Genomic DNA, 13,470 nt, shown 5'->3' with positions numbered 1-13,470 from the left:
GCGCTGTGAGTACGGGAGAATCTCACTCATGACGACGAACCCGGCCGAGAGGCTCGTCGACCTGCTCGACCTGGAGCAGATCGAGGTCAACATCTTCCGCGGCCGCAGCCCGCAGGAGTCCCTGCAACGGGTCTTCGGCGGCCAGGTGGCGGGCCAGGCGCTGGTCGCCGCCGCGCGCACCACCGAGGGTGACCGCCCTGTGCACTCGCTGCACGCGTACTTCCTGCGCCCGGGGCGGCCGGGTGTGCCGATCGTGTACCAGGTCGAACGGGTGCGGGACGGCAGGTCGTTCACGACCCGTCGGGTCACCGCGGTGCAGCAGGGGCGCACGATCTTCAATCTCACCGCCTCCTTTCACAAGCCTGAACAGGGGAGCTTCGAGCATCAGCTGCCGCCGGCCCGCAAGGTCCCGGACCCGGAGTCGCTGCCGACGGTCACCGACGAGATCCGGGAGCATCTGGGCACACTGCCGGAGCAGTTGGAGCGGATGGCCCGGCGTCAGCCCTTCGACATTCGCTATGTCGACCGGCTGCGCTGGACCGAAGGGGAGGTCAAGGACGCGGAACCGCGCAGTGCGGTGTGGATGCGCGCGGTCGGGCCGCTGGGCGACGACCCGGTCGTGCACACGTGCGCGCTGACCTACGCCAGCGACATGACCCTCCTGGACGCGGTCCGTATCCCCGTCGAACCCCTGTGGGGTCCGCGTAGCTTCGACATCGCGTCGCTGGACCATGCCATGTGGTTCCATCGGCCCTTCCGCGCGGACGAGTGGTTCCTGTACGACCAGGAGTCACCGATCGCGACCGGGGGACGTGGCCTCGCCCGTGGGCGGATCTACGACCTGGATGGACGACTTCTGGTGTCCGTCGTCCAGGAGGGGCTGTTCAGGTCGTTGTAGCCCGGTGGCTTCTGCGACGGAAGCGGCTCAGCAGGCCGCGTGGCGCTTGCGGCTTCTCAGGTCGTCCCGGCTGCCCGATCCGTTCCCGTTGCTCGGGCCGTTGCGGTTCCTCGGGCCGTTGCGGTTGCTCGGTCCGCGGCGAACCGATGTGGGCCGGCGGCGTGGACTGCGGAGCTCGCTTCGCCGTGGGTCGCGGCGCAGGCCGCCTTTCGCGTGCCTCCCGCAGAACCGACGCCAGCTCGGCCCGCAGCAGGCTGATCTCGTCCGGGTCGTCCGCCGTCATGATCCGCCCGGCGATCAGCGAAGCGGGTGAGCCCGGCGCGCCGGAGGCCGGTGGTCCCGGGCGGAAGCGGTTCAGGTGGGAGCGCTCATAGGGGTCGGGGACGATTTCCGCGATCTGGACGGGATCGAGGAAGGCCGCCAGGGCGCCGGCGCTCTCCCATGGGTCTTCGGCCAGCCGCAGCAGGAATCCGCGCTGGCGTCCACGCCAGTTGCGCGGACGCAGGTCCAGTCCCGCGTCCAGCAGACCGCGCGCGCCTTCGGGCATACGGCGGGCTCGCAGCAGAGGGGCGTTCTTCTCGTCGCCGGCGAACTGCTTGAGCTCTTCGGCGAGATACAGCCAGACCACTGCTCGGTAGCGGTTGAGGTACCACTTCACCGGCACGACCAGCCCCAGGCGGGCGAGGCGAGTGAACCTGCCGGGCGGTACGTCCATGACGTCCGCGCCCTCCGTCGTGCCCACCACCTGCACACGGTGCTGCAGCGACTCGGGAAAGCCCTCCCCCGTACGCACCCGCTCGATCTCGGCCCGTGGGACGCGCCTGCCTCCGCCTCCTTCGTCAGGCACCGTCAGGACGAGTCCGAGGTGGACGGCGAGGTCCAACTCGCCTCGCTTCAGTCCGAGTTCCCGGGCCGCGCGGCTGGGTGTGAAGGAGAGGCGGTGCGATGCGGTGATGGTGTCGGACATGGTCGGTCTCCCCCGTGGAGTCAGATGCTCACGCTCTGTGCGCTCGCGATGACAAAACCGTAGCCGCTCCGCCGGAACTCGTGGCGGGCCTGTGGATAACTCCGCGGGGGATGGCGAACCAGCAGGTCAGAGCTCTGTTGCCGGTTTCCGTTCGGGCTGACGGGCATCCACGTCGAGGTGCTCACCGACCCGGTTGACGAGCAGGGTCATCTCGTAGGCGATCTGGCCGATGTCGGCTTCAGCCGCGCTGAGCACGCACAGACAGCTACCGGTGCCCGCCGCGGTGACGAACAGCACGGCGTCGTCGAACTCGACCATCGTCTGGCGGACTCTCCCCGCGCCGAAGTGCCGGCCCGAGCCCTTGGCCAGGCTGTGCAGTCCGGACGAGACGGCGGCGAGGTGCTCTGCGTCCTCGCGTCTCAGTCCCGTGCTCGCACCTGTCACCAGACCGTCGTTGGACAGTACCAACGCGTGTCGTACATGATCGACGCGTTCTGTCAGGTCGTCCAGGAGCCAGCCAAGTCCCTGGTTCTGCGCCATGATCCGGTCTCCCCGTGTAGATGTCTCCCCCTGCGCCGGAGGATCTCTTCGCCACCCTTCCCGACGATCCGGCCCATGGGCAAGGAGGATGGGGGCATGGCGCAGAAGATGACCGATGAGGAATGGCGGGCCTTCGTCTCGCAGGGCACCCGCACCGCGAAGCTCTCGACCGTGCGGGCCGACGGCAGTCCCCATGTGACGCCGATCTGGTTCGTGCTCGACGGGGACGAACTGGTGTTCAGCACCGGCGAGTCGAGTGTGAAGGGCCGGAATCTGGCACGGGACGGCCGGGTGGCCTTGTGCGTGGACGACGACCGGCCGCCGTACGACTTCGTGGTACTGCAGGGACACGCCGTGATTTCGGAGGATCTCGATGAGTTGCGGCACTGGGCCGGTCGCATCGGGGCTCGTTACATGGGCGAGGAGCGCGCGGAGGAGTTCGGGGCGCGCAACGGTGTGCCGGGTGAACTCCTGGTCCGCGTCAGGATCGACAAGGTGTTGGCGGAGAAGGCCGTCGCTGACTGACCGCTGGCCGAACGCAGGTCAGCCCACGGAGTCCAGCAGCCGGGCGGTGTGCATCCGCCCGGCGTACTCGACGAGTCGAATCAGTACTTCCTTGCCCGAGTCGCGGTCCCGGGCGTCGCACAGCACGACCGGTGTCCCCTGGTCGAGGTCGAGGGCGCGCGAGACGTCCTGGGCACCGTAGGTCCGTGCGCCCGCGAAGCAGTTGACGGCCACGACGAACGGGATGTGCCGGTGCTCGAAGTAGTCCACCGCCGGGAAGCAGTCCTCCAGGCGCCGGGTGTCCGCGAGGACCACGGCGCCCAGCGCTCCCTGCGAGAGCTCGTCCCACAGGAACCAGAACCGGTCCTGGCCGGGGGTGCCGAAGAGGTAGAGGGACAGGCCGGAGCGGATGGTGATGCGCCCGAAGTCCATGGCGACCGTCGTGGTGACCTTCTGGTCCACGCCATCGGTGTCGTCCACCAACTGCCCGGCTTCGCTGAGCAGTTCCTCGGTGCGCAGCGGCCTGATCTCGCTGACCGCGCCGACCAGGGTCGTCTTGCCGACGCCGAACCCGCCGGCGACAAGGATCTTCAACGCCAGCGCGGCGGTCTCGCCGTCGGAGGCGTCGGGGTGCTCGGAGACCATCGATCACTTCTCTCGGGAGTACCGGCATCGGTCGACGTCACGGTGCGAAGTCAGCATCATGACAACTGCGGCTTCCCTTCGTGGGGTTGGACCGTTTTTGGCTGGTTCTGAAAGGGACGTCTACAGCGCCCGCAATCCTTCGATCACCTCGCGCAGAATCCGTTCGTCGGGAAGCTGCGCGGGCGGTACCGGACGGCTCACGGTGACGCGGCCCTGCTCCAGGAGGTCACCGAGGAGCACCCTGACGACCCCGACGGGCAGATCGGCACCCGCGGCGAGTTCCGCGACCGACTGCGTCTCGGGTCGGCAGAGTTCGACGAGGGCCCGGTGTTCCGGCCCGAGCGCGGTGTCGTCGTCGGCGCCGGGTGCGGTGGCGTCGAGTGTGACGAGAGCGATCAGATCGAACCGGACCCCGGTGGGACCGGGTTTGGTGCGTCCGCCCGTCATGGCGTACGGGCGGACGAGGGGCCCGGCCTCGTTGTCGTACCACTGGCTGCCCGGCTCACGCGGGGCGTCCGTCGTGTCCTCGGTCATCTGCTCGGGCCGCCCTTCCGGTTCATCCCGCGGCGGGCGGGCGTGCGGCGCCGCGCGGGGGCGTGTAGAGGTGCTCCCCGACGCGCTTGACCAGCCGTGCCATCTCGTACGCCACCAGTCCGATGTCGGCGGTGACTGCGGTGAGGACCGCGAGGCAGGAGCCGTCGCCTGCCGCGGCCACGAACAGGAACGCCTCGTCCATCTCCACCATGGTCTGCCGTACGCCCCCTGCCCCGAAGTGCCGGCCCGCCCCCTTGGCCAGGCTGTGGAAGCCGGAGGCGACCGCGGCCAGGTGCTCGGCGTCCTCGCGCCGCAGGTCCGTCGAGGCGCCCACGGCGAGGCCGTCGTTGGACAGCACCACAGCGTGTTGTACCTCGCTCACCCGCAGCACCAGGTCGTCCAGCAGCCAGTCGAGTTCACCGGACCTCCCCCACTCCCGGCTCCGCTCGCTCGGGGGAACTCCCATGCCGGGCCTCATGCTCGAATCCTGGATCATGCGAGGTCTCCTTCGCTGCCGTCGCTGTGCTCTGCGGAATCGGGTGCGTCCCCGCGGCCGGGCTGCCTGCCGCCGCCGCGCGCCCAGCCGTCGCGGTAGGCCGCCATGCGGTCCCTGACGAGTTCGGGAGTGCGCCGGTCGTCGTCACGGGTGGTGGCCGTTGCCGCTTGTTCCTCGTGGCGCCCCTCGCGCAGTTGGGGGGCGAGACTCGCCTGGCGTACGCGGCGAGGGAGGTCATCGGAGGCTTCGGAGTCGTCCGGGGGGCGATGCAGTCGCAACGTGGTGACTCCGGGGGGTGGAGTGTCGGTTCGGGGCTCCGCCGCGGCCGGCGCGGAAGCCACCAGCGCGGGCCGGTCGGCGACCGCGTGGACGGGCTCCTGGTGCCGGTCGGCGGCGGGCACGCGCGCGTACTCGTGTTCGGCGGGCCGGTCGGCGTGCGCCTTCTGCGGGCGGGAACGTTCCGCCGTGGTGGTGTGCAGCAGGGCCGTGGGCAACAGGACGACCGCGGTGGTGCCGCCGTAGGGCGAGGCACGCAGGTGCACCTTGATGCCGTGCCGGGACGCGAGCCTGCTGACCACGAACAGTCCGAGGCGGTCGCTGTCGAACAGGTCGAGCGCCTCGGACTGTTCGATGCGCCGGTTGGCCTCGGTGAGCGTTTCCTTGCCCATGCCGAGACCACGGTCCTCGACCTCGACGGCGTAGCCGTTGCCGACGGGTTCGCCGGTGACGCGCACGCGCGTGTGGGGCGGTGAGAACTGCGCGGCGTTCTCGATGATCTCGGCCAGGAGGTGGGTGACGTCGGCGACGGCCGCGCCGACGACGGACGCCTCGGGGAGCTGCCGTACCTCCACGCGCGCGTAGTCCTCGACTTCGGAGACGGCCGCGCGGACCACATCGGTCAGGGAGACCGGCATCCGCCACGCCCGCCCGGGCGCTGCCCCGGAGAGGATGATCAGGCTCTCGGCGTGGCGTCGCATGCGGGTGGTGAGGTGGTCGAGCCGGAAGAGGTCGCTCAGCTCGTTCGGGTCGTCGGAGCGCCGCTCCATGCTGTCCAGCAGGCTCAGTTGGCGGTGCACGAGGACCTGGCTGCGGCGGGCGAGGTTGACGAAGACGCCGGAGATGCCGCTGGCGAGCTCGGCGCGCTCCACGGCGGCACGCAGGGCGGCGCGGTGGACGGTGCCCAGGGCCTCGCCGACCTGGCCGGTCTCGTCCTCGGCGGGCGGCCCGGTCGGTGCCTCGGCGTCGACGTCGATCTCCTCACCGGCACGCAGTTTCCGCATGGCCTCGGGGAGTTTGCGCCGGGCGATCTCCAGGGCGCTGTTGCGCAGGCTCACCAACTCCACGACGAGGCCGCGGCCGATGCGTACGGAGATCACCAGTGAGGCGGCGACGGCAGCGAGGCCGAAGAGGACGGCGGCGCCGGCCGGGGTGAGCAGACCACGGGTGAACGGGTCGGCGCGGCCCGCGACATCGCGCCCGGCGTCCTGCTCGACCGTCCGCATCGCGTCCTGCACACGTATGTGTGCCTTGCTCCAGGTGGCTTCGGCCGCGGCGTCGATCGCGCGTGCGCCCGGTACGGTGGCGAGGACCTTGTCCTCGACGGCGGCCAATGCCGCGTAGTCGCCGCCTGCGGCGAGGCTCCGCCAGGCCGCGCGTTCCGGACCGCGCAGGTCGGCCACGGCGGACTCGGTGAGGGTACGGCGGGTGTCGACGGCGCCGGTGAACAGCCGCAGCCGCTCTCCGTCGAGACGCCCGGCGAGGCGTGCGCTGTCCAGCACCACGTCCTCCTGGGCCAGCGCCTCGCCCGCGCGGGCGAACTCGAGCAGTACGCGCGCGTCGGAGCCGAGTTCGGCGTCCTGGATGCCGGTGAGCGCGCCGCCCACCGAGAACGCGCTCGCGATGGTCTTCGTGTACCGCCCGTACGCCTCGTCCCAGCCCGAGCGACGGTCGAGCACGGCGCTCCGCACGGTGCTCAGTCGCTCGGCGCCGGTGACGAAGGCCTCCAGCCGGCGGGCCACTGCGGCGGGGAGTTCCCCGCCGTCGGCGACGGTGTTGCGGTCGCCGAGCCGTAGCCGCGCCACCGCCTTGTCGGTGTCGTCGGCGAGCTTCTTGTAGTCGTCGCTCGATCCTGCCGACGGGTCGGTCGCGTAACGCACCGCGGCCTCTCGTTCGGCCTGGAGGGCGGCGACGGCGGCCGCGGCCGGAGATCTGATCTCGGTGTCCACGCGCTGCAACTGGCGCAGCCTGGAGACGTCCTGTGCGGTGCTGACGGTCGCGTAGGCCCACAGGGCCAGCAGCGAGACGACGGGCACCATCAGCAGGCAGACGATCTTGGCGCGGACGGTGCGCGGACGTATGCGCCAGCGCTCCGCGCGTGTGGGCGCGTCCTGCGGCGTTCCGCCCAGGGGCTCCTCGGGGCCTTCGTCGGCGGGAGGTCCGGCGTGGGCTCGGCGGCCGCGCACGAGGGGCTGGGACGGCTGCTGGGCGCCGACTGCGGTGGTCCTACGGGGTGTACGCATGGCCTCCTCGCTCGGAAGTGGTTCGGGCGTGCTGTGCCAGGCCGTCGCCGGTCCGGATCCGCCGCTAGCCGGCGACGCTCTCGACCGGTCCCTGGGCCGACGCGGATGCCGCACGCTCCCCCGTGGCGGGCGACAACGCGACGAAGGCCGAGGTCAGGAAGAGGTAGGACCCGAGGCCGACGGCGAGGGGGAAGATGAACTGCATCGCCGTGGCCCCGGGCAGAACCGCGCCGGCCGGCGTGACATTCACGCTCACCGCGAACATCCCGGTGTAGTGCATGCTGCTGACCGCCGCGCCCATGATCAGTGAGGAGACGGTGACGGCGACGGGCGACTTGATGTTGAGCGCGGCCCACAGGGCGGCAGTCGCCGCAACGATGGCGATCAGCACGGAGAGGCCGACGAGAACAGGGTCGTAGCTGACGTCGCCGTGCAGCCGTACGGCGGCCATGCCCAGGTAGTGCATGCTCGCCACGCCGAGCCCGGTGGTGAGCCCGCCGAGGAAGAGCGCGCGGGTGCGGTCACGGCTGTATCCGACGGCGAAGACGCCGCCGCAGACGACAGCCATGGCGACGAGGAGGCTCACGATGGTGAGCGGCACGTCGTAGCGGATGTCGGTGCCGCTGACGCTGAAGCCGAGCATGGCCACGAAGTGCATGGTCCAGATGCCGGTTCCGATCGCCGAGGCGGCGGTGACGAGCCAGTTGCGGCGTGACCGGCCGGTGGCGCCGAGCGCGCGGACGGTGCAGCGCAGCCCCAGCGCGGCGCCTGTGCACGCCATCACGTACGACAGCACGGGGGTCAGCCAGCCGAGAGCGGCGTGGTCCAGGTGTCCCATGGCCCCGGGACGCTAGTCGGGGCATGGGCGCGCGAAGGGGGCGCATTTCGAAAGCTGTTGGAATATGACGCAGAGGTGCAGCGGAACGATCGCGTCACGCTCGAACATGTGCACAGCGGTGTCATCCGTGCCGGTGAGGGATCATGCGGAACATGAGCGACGACCACACGCATGTGCAGGAGTTCTTCACAGCCCGCGCCGCCGCCTGGGACAGCAGGTTCCCCGACGACGGGCCCGCCTTCGCGGCCGCGGTCGCCGAGCTCGGGCTGCGCGAGGGGGACCGCGTGCTCGACGCGGGCTGCGGCACGGGGCGCGCCCTGCCGCCGCTGCGTGCCGCCGTGGGGCCCTCGGGAGTGGTTCTGGGCGCCGATCTGACCCCGGCCATGCTGGAGGCCGCCGTACGGGCGGGACGTGGCGCGGACGGGCAGTTGCTGCTCGCTGACGTGGCCGCCCTGCCGTTGCGGCCGGAATCGCTCGACGCCGTGTTCGCGGCCGGCCTCGTCGCGCATCTGCCCGACCCCGCCGAGAACCTGCGCGAGTTGGCCCGCGTGGTGCGTCACGGCGGCATGCTCGCGCTGTTCCACCCGATCGGCAGGGCGGCGCTCGCGGCACGGCAGGGCCGGCGGATCACCCCGGGTGATCTACGGGCCGAGCCCAATCTCCGGCCGTTGCTGGCCGGTTCCGGGTGGCGCATGACGTCGTACGTGGACGAGGACGACCGCTTCCTGGCGCTGGCCGTCCGGGATTCCTGACGCCTCCGGATTCCTGACGCCTCAGCCCTGCCCGGCGACGGCGGCCACGAAGGCGTCCGGGTTGTCGAGCATGACGTTGTGGCCGGCACCGGGCACGGTCACCACGCGCACGCCCGCGGCCTCCAGGGCCGCACCGCCGGCGAGTTCACCGGTGAGCTCGCCCTGAAGGAACACACGGTCGATCGGCAGACCTTCGAGAATGTCCCGCATGATCGGGTCGGAGCCCCGCCTCAGCCATGTCGCGCTGCGATGGAGGGCCCGAGGGTCGGCCAGCCGCATGGTCGACGCCCACAGCGGTCCGACCGCCTCCAGCACGCGCGCGTACGCCCCGCCGACGAACTCATCCTCCGCGTAGGCCGTGATCCATGCGCTCCCCGCGGCGGGCGGGGGCGACGCGTCGAGGTTGGCCTCGGTGAGGACCAGCCGGGAGACGAGGTCGGGCCGACGGTGTGCCAGCACGAGGGCGACGGAACCGCCCATGCTGTGCGCGATCAACTCCGCGCCGCTCTCCCCCGCGGCGTCCAGGGCCGCGGCCAGGGCGTCGGCGTGGTCCTCCAGTCGATAACCGAAGTCCTCGGGCCGGTCGCTGATGCCATGGCCCGGCAGGTCGACGAACAGGCTCCGCCGGCCCGCGAGTTCGGGTCGTGCGGCGATATGGGCGTGGTACACGGAGGAGACCGACCCCAGCCCGTGCACGTACACGCGCGCGGGTCCCTTCCCCGACGTCTCCGTCCAGCGGATGCAGCTGCCCTTGCCGTCGAACTCGGTCTGCCTCATCGGGTCCTCCCCTTGGAGCCTTGTCGCCATGACTCGACGGCCGACTCTCGCCAGCCACCGCCGGCTCTGGCCACGCCTGGCTCTGGCCACGCCGTTCCGTTCGCCAAGGATATACATCGTTACCGATGTATCAATACGTCGATGTACCCCGTCTTGGATATACAGCCGAGGCGAGAGAGAATGCGGCCATGCTGGAGCTCGCCATCCTCGGATTCCTCTACGACACCCCGCTCCACGGCTACGAGCTGCGCAAACGCCTCACGGCGCTGACAGGGCACGTGAAGCCGGTCGCCGAGAGCACGCTGTACCCCGCGATCAAACGGCTCGAGAAGGCGGGCCTGCTCGCCCGGTCCACGGAACCCGGCTCCGTGGCCGCGCCACGTCACGTCCTGACGCTGACCGAATCGGGCCGGCAGGAACTGCGTCACCGACTCGCCGAGCCGGACCCGCGCGACATCAGCGACGAGAACCGGTGGTTCACGGTGCTCGCCTTCCTGCGGCACCTGGGGGACGCGCCCGCCCAGTCGGCCGTCCTGCGGCGTCGACTGGCCTTCCTCGAAGAGCCCGCGAGCTTCTTCTACGACGGTGACCGACCATTGCGCGCGGAGGAGCTGGACGACCCCTTCCGGCGCGGTCTGCTGACCATCGCGCGGGCCACCTCCAGGGCCGAACTCACCTGGCTGCGCGAGACGATCGCCTCACTGGACGGCTGACGGAAAGCGCTTCACAACGCCGTCCCCCTTCTGTCGCCGAAGCTCCAACTCTAGGTTGGACACTGGAAGATGGAGATCAATCGGATCAGCCACACAGGGGGAAGGCGGTCACCATGTGGGACAGGGTGCGCAAGGCGTGCGCGAGATTCTTCCGTTCCCCGCACGCGGATGAGGACAGCAACCGCGAGGTGCGCACGCACAAGGAGAAGCGCACGCACAATCTCTTCGAGGCCGCGGCGGTGTACGTGTCTGCCTGCGCGGAGGACGACCAGGATCAGATCGACGAGGCCTCCGGATGGGTCTCTCCCGAGGCGCTGTCGTTCGGAGTGAGCGAGCTGGCGTGCCGGGCGGTCATCGCGCTCGCCCGGGAGCGCGACGAGTCGCCGCAGACCGTCGCCCGGACCCTGCTCGGGCTCCCGGCGGCCTGACACTGTGGACGATCTCGGTCGATTCGCCCCGACCGGTCGGAAAGCTGCAGCTCGGGTGTGCCGGGGAGTCGTGACAAGCGGCTTCCGATCGCACTAGGGTGCGCGCCGATGGACGAACCGATGGGGAGGCTGGGATGGCCGGGACGGACGAGGAGGCCGTCGCCGCCGCGGACGATGCGCTCTATGTGCTCACGGCGGTGTTGCTGACGCCGGCGAAGTTCCCGAGCGTGCTGGGCGACGACTACCCGGAGGCCTGCGCGGCGCTCGGCCTCGCGCCGCTCGCCGACGGGTACGGCCTGGTCCTGGGACAGGACGGCGACGGAGCCCGGTGGACGGTCGTCATCGACGACGTCTCCCTGGTCGCCGTCGCCATCGCGTCCTGGGACTGCGGCATGGAATACGACCTGTCACCCGACGAACGTACGGTCGTGGCCGCACTGCCGGGCTGGCCTCTCGCGGTCGCCGTCGCCGCCCCCAACGTGCCGGATCCGCACGATCCCGACCCCGAGGTCGCGGACGGTCCGCCGTTGGCGCCACCGGACACGAGCGTGTGGGGGCCGGCCCAGCGGCGCCTGGGCGCCGACGAGATCGCCTTGCAGTGGGCGATCTGGCGCGAGCAGATCGACGACACCGACTTCGCGGCGCCGGGCGGCGGGGCGGCGGCCTACACCGAGGGCGCGGGCGCCAGCGAACTCGAAGGCGAAGGAGCGGAGAAGGGCGACCGGGGCGAGCCCCGGGGTGGCCACAGCGGCATCCGGCGGGTCCTCGCGGAGGCGCGCGCCTACGTGGACTCCCCGCCGCCCCTCGGCCGTGTCCGGTCCTCGTTCGCCCCCGGTGACGCGCGGACCCTGCGTGCGGACGGTCCCGGCTGGTCGCTCGTCGCCAGGACCGACGACATCGCGTTCGTGCTCCTCGACGACGAGCCGGGCGAGGTCCTGCCGGTTGGTCGCGGGCCGGAGCTGCCGGGGCTGCTTGAAGCGCTCGACAAGATGGCAGTACGTCCCAGCTGAGCCGCGCGCCGGACGGCACGACAGCGGCCCGGAACAGACCGGAACAGACAGACCGGTGTTAGACGACCCCATTTCGCGATGGCGTTCCATGTGGTCCCGACCCATGGATGGCGGCGAGCCAGGACCGCACCATGAGGCAGCCTTCACGGCTTCGCTCCCTCATGTGCCCGTCCCCGCTGTCAGGAGGCCGTCATGCGCCTGTCCCGAGGTGTTCCGTTCATCGCCGCCGTTCTGCTGGCCGGCGCCCTCAGCCGGCCGACCCCGGCAGCGGGCACGGCAGTTGACGAGCAGCAGTGCGCTCGGCACGAACGCGTACGGGTGCCCGGCACGGCCTTCCAGCAGAGCGCCTGCCTCACGGATCTGACCACGGCCGGACTGGCCGGCACGCCCTACACGGACATGGCCGACCAGCAGGGCTCACGGCCCGGGGCACCCGGAATCCGGCCGAGGTGCCGGGGATGCAGATCGACGGCTATTTCCCTGACTCCTCCCGCTTCAACGCCGCCACTCACGGCTGGCGTCACGACGCGCAGTTCGTGATCCGGCTGCCGGACCGCTGGAACGGCGGGCTGGTCGTCACCGGAGCCCCCGGCACCCGCAGGCAGTACGCGACGGACACGGCGATCTCCGACCAGGTGCTCGCTCTCGGCTACGCCTACGCCGCGACCGACAAGGGCAACAGCGGCGCCGACTTCTACCGCGACGGCAAGCGGCCCGGTGACGCGGTCGCCGAGTGGCACAGGCGGACGACTCAGCTGACCCGGGCCGCCCGCAAAGCGGTGGCCCAGCGCTACGGGCACACTCCCCGTCGTACGTACATGACCGGCATCTCCAACGGCGGCTATCTCACCCGCTGGCAGTTGGAGAACCACCCTGAGCTGTACGACGGCGGCGTGGACTGGGAAGGCGCACTGTGGACCGCGAACGGTCCCCATCTGCTCACCTCCCTGCCCACGGCGGTCGCACGCATGCTCGGCTCCGCGCGCGACGAGGACCTGTACACGGTCGGCTTCGCACGCGGCTCGGAGTTTCTGTGGCCGTACCACGAGCAGGCCTACTGGGGAGTCACGCAGAAGATCTACCGCGCCGAGTTCGACCCCGCATACGACCCCGACTGCCCCGGCCCGTCCGCCGGGACCACGCCGGAGCGGATCCTGGCACCCTGTGCGTCCGACGCCTCCTACGACTACGCGTCGCGCCCGGCGTCCGTCCGTCGCGCCGTGGCCCGTGTCGCCCTGACCGGCCGCATCGGCAGGCCACTGCTCACGCTGCACGGCGATCTGGACGCACTGCTACCCCGGGCGGCCGACTCGGACGTGTACGCGCGCATGGTCGACGCCGGCGGTCGTGGCCCGCTGCACCGCTACTACACGATCGCGGGCGGCACTCATGTCGACGGCCTGTACGACACCTATCCGGACCGGCTCCGGCCGATCCTCCCTTGCTACCGGTCCGCCTTCGACGCGCTGGTCTCATGGGTGGAGCGGGGCACCCGACCGCCCGCGGACCACACCGTCGGCAGGCCCGCGAGCGGCGACGTGCTCAATTCCTGCCCGCTGTCCGTCCCGGCCGCACGGCCGGCCAGATGAGGGTCAGCGACCGAGTTCCTTGCGCGTGACCCGGCGGAGCCTGCGCCGCTGTGACGGGTCGAGCGTGAGGTACGCGGCGGCCGGGACTCCCAGGACTATCAGGAGCGCGGCCCACCAGGGCAACCAGATCAACAGGATGAGACCGGCCGCCACACCTCCCGCGGCGATCTTCGCGTTCTTCGACATGTGCGTCGCCTCCTTCGCGGCCAGTGCCGCTCTCTGACCAGAGAACGGGTCCGCGCTTCCAGCGGTTCCGAACC

At 70.9% G+C, this 13,470-nt stretch carries 15 protein-coding genes and 1 pseudogene; 7 read left to right on the top strand and 9 right to left on the bottom strand.

Going from position 1 to position 13,470, the window contains the following annotated elements; genetic code table 11:
* The first annotated feature begins 28 nt into the window (after positions 1 to 28).
* Positions 29 to 898, top strand: a complete 870-nt coding sequence (locus ACZ4UU_RS37255) for an acyl-CoA thioesterase (protein WP_471907843.1) — start codon at positions 29 to 31, stop codon at positions 896 to 898.
* Here the strand turns inward: ACZ4UU_RS37255 and ACZ4UU_RS37250 are convergent.
* The gene (locus tag ACZ4UU_RS37250; RefSeq protein WP_471907842.1) at positions 885 to 1,865 is read right to left on the bottom strand and encodes a DUF6397 family protein; all 981 of its coding nucleotides are present in this window, start codon (positions 1,863 to 1,865) and stop codon (positions 885 to 887) included. The two genes, ACZ4UU_RS37255 and ACZ4UU_RS37250, sit on opposite strands and share 14 nt — an antisense overlap.
* 126 nt (positions 1,866 to 1,991) lie before the next feature.
* The gene (locus ACZ4UU_RS37245; RefSeq protein ID WP_471907841.1) at positions 1,992 to 2,405 is read right to left on the bottom strand and encodes a roadblock/LC7 domain-containing protein; all 414 of its coding nucleotides are present in this window, start codon (positions 2,403 to 2,405) and stop codon (positions 1,992 to 1,994) included.
* 96 nt (positions 2,406 to 2,501) lie between these two features.
* Between ACZ4UU_RS37245 and ACZ4UU_RS37240 the strand changes: the two genes are divergently transcribed.
* Positions 2,502 to 2,930 carry a PPOX class F420-dependent oxidoreductase gene (locus tag ACZ4UU_RS37240; protein ID WP_471907840.1) on the top strand — a complete coding sequence of 143 codons (429 nt, stop codon included), beginning with the start codon at positions 2,502 to 2,504 and terminating at the stop codon, positions 2,928 to 2,930.
* An 18-nt stretch (positions 2,931 to 2,948) separates the two neighbouring features.
* Here ACZ4UU_RS37240 and ACZ4UU_RS37235 read toward each other — a convergent pair whose 3' ends face one another.
* From ACZ4UU_RS37235 to ACZ4UU_RS37215, 5 genes are all read right to left on the bottom strand, one after another.
* A complete protein-coding gene (locus tag ACZ4UU_RS37235) occupies positions 2,949 to 3,554 on the bottom strand; it encodes a GTP-binding protein (RefSeq protein ID WP_062725136.1) in 606 nt (201 codons plus the stop codon).
* 120 nt (positions 3,555 to 3,674) lie between these two features.
* Positions 3,675 to 4,088, bottom strand: a complete 414-nt coding sequence (locus ACZ4UU_RS37230) for a DUF742 domain-containing protein (protein ID WP_471907839.1) — start codon at positions 4,086 to 4,088, stop codon at positions 3,675 to 3,677.
* 22 nt (positions 4,089 to 4,110) lie between these two features.
* Positions 4,111 to 4,584 (bottom strand): roadblock/LC7 domain-containing protein, encoded by a 474-nt coding sequence (locus ACZ4UU_RS37225; RefSeq protein WP_471907838.1) that lies wholly within the window; start codon positions 4,582 to 4,584, stop codon positions 4,111 to 4,113.
* Positions 4,581 to 7,103, bottom strand: coding sequence for a sensor histidine kinase (locus ACZ4UU_RS37220; protein ID WP_471907837.1), 2,523 nt, complete (start codon positions 7,101 to 7,103; stop codon positions 4,581 to 4,583). The genes ACZ4UU_RS37225 and ACZ4UU_RS37220 overlap by 4 nt, the downstream gene beginning before the upstream one ends.
* Before the next feature lie 64 nt (positions 7,104 to 7,167).
* Positions 7,168 to 7,941, bottom strand: a complete 774-nt coding sequence (locus ACZ4UU_RS37215) for an MHYT domain-containing protein (RefSeq protein WP_471907836.1) — start codon at positions 7,939 to 7,941, stop codon at positions 7,168 to 7,170.
* Between the two features lie 152 nt (positions 7,942 to 8,093).
* Between ACZ4UU_RS37215 and ACZ4UU_RS37210 the strand changes: the two genes are divergently transcribed.
* Positions 8,094 to 8,693: a class I SAM-dependent methyltransferase gene (locus tag ACZ4UU_RS37210; RefSeq protein WP_471907835.1), complete on the top strand. Its 600-nt coding sequence runs from the start codon at positions 8,094 to 8,096 to the stop codon at positions 8,691 to 8,693.
* A 21-nt stretch (positions 8,694 to 8,714) separates the two neighbouring features.
* Here the strand turns inward: ACZ4UU_RS37210 and ACZ4UU_RS37205 are convergent, their stop codons facing one another.
* Positions 8,715 to 9,470: an alpha/beta fold hydrolase gene (locus ACZ4UU_RS37205; RefSeq protein ID WP_471907834.1), complete on the bottom strand. Its 756-nt coding sequence runs from the start codon at positions 9,468 to 9,470 to the stop codon at positions 8,715 to 8,717.
* Between the two features lie 188 nt (positions 9,471 to 9,658).
* Here ACZ4UU_RS37205 and ACZ4UU_RS37200 point away from each other — a divergent pair, with 188 nt between their 5' ends.
* The 4 genes and pseudogenes from ACZ4UU_RS37200 (at position 9,659) to ACZ4UU_RS37185 (ending at position 13,210) form a co-directional block, all read left to right on the top strand.
* Positions 9,659 to 10,183, top strand: a complete 525-nt coding sequence (locus ACZ4UU_RS37200) for a PadR family transcriptional regulator (protein WP_471907833.1) — start codon at positions 9,659 to 9,661, stop codon at positions 10,181 to 10,183.
* 113 nt (positions 10,184 to 10,296) lie between these two features.
* On the top strand, positions 10,297 to 10,611 hold the full coding sequence (locus ACZ4UU_RS37195) for a hypothetical protein (RefSeq protein WP_471907832.1): 315 nt from the start codon (positions 10,297 to 10,299) through the stop codon (positions 10,609 to 10,611).
* Positions 10,612 to 10,745: 134 nt separating this feature from the next.
* Positions 10,746 to 11,621, top strand: coding sequence for a hypothetical protein (locus ACZ4UU_RS37190; protein WP_471907831.1), 876 nt, complete (start codon positions 10,746 to 10,748; stop codon positions 11,619 to 11,621).
* Between the two features lie 192 nt (positions 11,622 to 11,813).
* Positions 11,814 to 13,210, top strand: a pseudogene (locus ACZ4UU_RS37185) (tannase/feruloyl esterase family alpha/beta hydrolase).
* 3 nt (positions 13,211 to 13,213) lie between these two features.
* Here ACZ4UU_RS37185 and ACZ4UU_RS37180 read toward each other — a convergent pair.
* Positions 13,214 to 13,396, bottom strand: a complete 183-nt coding sequence (locus tag ACZ4UU_RS37180) for a hypothetical protein (RefSeq protein WP_086731275.1) — start codon at positions 13,394 to 13,396, stop codon at positions 13,214 to 13,216.
* Positions 13,397 to 13,470 lie beyond the last annotated feature (74 nt).

Source organism: Streptomyces sp. NPDC028907, from assembly GCF_055564995.1.
Note: the sequence above shows the minus strand (reverse complement) of the source record. Positions and strands in the feature narration are given on the sequence as shown.

What these genes read in the sequence shown, in the direction of transcription:
- ACZ4UU_RS37255 (WP_471907843.1), top strand. Translation starts at nt 29, where the DNA reads ATGACGACGAACCCGGCCGAGAGGCTCGTCGACCTGCTCGACCTGGAG.
- ACZ4UU_RS37250 (WP_471907842.1), bottom strand. Translation starts at nt 1,865, where the DNA reads ATGTCCGACACCATCACCGCATCGCACCGCCTCTCCTTCACACCCAGC.
- ACZ4UU_RS37245 (WP_471907841.1), bottom strand. Translation starts at nt 2,405, where the DNA reads ATGGCGCAGAACCAGGGACTTGGCTGGCTCCTGGACGACCTGACAGAA.
- ACZ4UU_RS37240 (WP_471907840.1), top strand. Translation starts at nt 2,502, where the DNA reads ATGGCGCAGAAGATGACCGATGAGGAATGGCGGGCCTTCGTCTCGCAG.
- ACZ4UU_RS37235 (WP_062725136.1), bottom strand. Translation starts at nt 3,554, where the DNA reads ATGGTCTCCGAGCACCCCGACGCCTCCGACGGCGAGACCGCCGCGCTG.
- ACZ4UU_RS37230 (WP_471907839.1), bottom strand. Translation starts at nt 4,088, where the DNA reads ATGACCGAGGACACGACGGACGCCCCGCGTGAGCCGGGCAGCCAGTGG.
- ACZ4UU_RS37225 (WP_471907838.1), bottom strand. Translation starts at nt 4,584, where the DNA reads ATGATCCAGGATTCGAGCATGAGGCCCGGCATGGGAGTTCCCCCGAGC.
- ACZ4UU_RS37220 (WP_471907837.1), bottom strand. Translation starts at nt 7,103, where the DNA reads ATGCGTACACCCCGTAGGACCACCGCAGTCGGCGCCCAGCAGCCGTCC.
- ACZ4UU_RS37215 (WP_471907836.1), bottom strand. Translation starts at nt 7,941, where the DNA reads ATGGGACACCTGGACCACGCCGCTCTCGGCTGGCTGACCCCCGTGCTG.
- ACZ4UU_RS37210 (WP_471907835.1), top strand. Translation starts at nt 8,094, where the DNA reads ATGAGCGACGACCACACGCATGTGCAGGAGTTCTTCACAGCCCGCGCC.
- ACZ4UU_RS37205 (WP_471907834.1), bottom strand. Translation starts at nt 9,470, where the DNA reads ATGAGGCAGACCGAGTTCGACGGCAAGGGCAGCTGCATCCGCTGGACG.
- ACZ4UU_RS37200 (WP_471907833.1), top strand. Translation starts at nt 9,659, where the DNA reads ATGCTGGAGCTCGCCATCCTCGGATTCCTCTACGACACCCCGCTCCAC.
- ACZ4UU_RS37195 (WP_471907832.1), top strand. Translation starts at nt 10,297, where the DNA reads ATGTGGGACAGGGTGCGCAAGGCGTGCGCGAGATTCTTCCGTTCCCCG.
- ACZ4UU_RS37190 (WP_471907831.1), top strand. Translation starts at nt 10,746, where the DNA reads ATGGCCGGGACGGACGAGGAGGCCGTCGCCGCCGCGGACGATGCGCTC.
- ACZ4UU_RS37180 (WP_086731275.1), bottom strand. Translation starts at nt 13,396, where the DNA reads ATGTCGAAGAACGCGAAGATCGCCGCGGGAGGTGTGGCGGCCGGTCTC.